Source organism: Stenotrophomonas pictorum JCM 9942, assembly GCF_001310775.1.
Classification (GTDB): domain Bacteria; phylum Pseudomonadota; class Gammaproteobacteria; order Xanthomonadales; family Xanthomonadaceae; genus Stenotrophomonas; species Stenotrophomonas pictorum.
The window spans coordinates 1-608 of record NZ_BAZI01000783.1; the positions used below are offsets into that span (position 1 = coordinate 1).

Below are 608 nucleotides of genomic sequence, written 5' to 3' on the forward strand. Positions count from 1 at the left end.
GGCGGCGACGGCTGCCGCCTTCACCATTGCCTTCGTCGCTGTTGGCGGAGGGTTCGCCCCCGTTCTCGATTTCCGTTGCCGCGATGGCGATCTGCTCTTCGGCGGTGACCGCCGCGTTGAGTGCCTGCGTGACGGGCGCCTTGTCCTGCACCACGGTTTCCATGGCGTCCGCGACTTCACCGGCTGCTACCGGCGGGGCGGGCATGGGCTTGACCTCGGCCGGGATGGCGCCCGCCCGTGCGGCTTCCGCGTTCGGCTGACGGGGCTGCTTCTCGGATGCGGCGGCTGTGGTCTTGTCGCTCTCCTGCTGCGGCCTGGGCTGCTTCTGCGGCTTGGGCTGCTTCGGCTGCTTGGGTTGCTGCTCGTTGTTGCGCGGCTGCTTGGGCTGCTGCGGCTGCTCGTTGCGCGGCTGCTTGGATGGCGATGGCTGCAGGTTGTCCTGCGTCTGCGACGCCGGACTGGTCGCGTTCTGGCGCCGATCATCCTTGCGTTCATCGCGGCGGTTGCCATTGCGGGCCTGTTGCGGCTGGCCATTGCCGCCCCCGTTGCCACGATTGCCTTCGCGGCGCTGGTTGCGGTCATTGCGGTTGCCGCGGCCGCCTTCCGGC

The 608-nt window shown here is 69.4% G+C and carries 1 pseudogene; it reads right to left on the reverse strand.

Annotated features, from left to right (window positions below):
- Positions 1 to 608: pseudogene (locus JCM9942_RS17670) on the reverse strand (hypothetical protein); the annotation flags it as partial.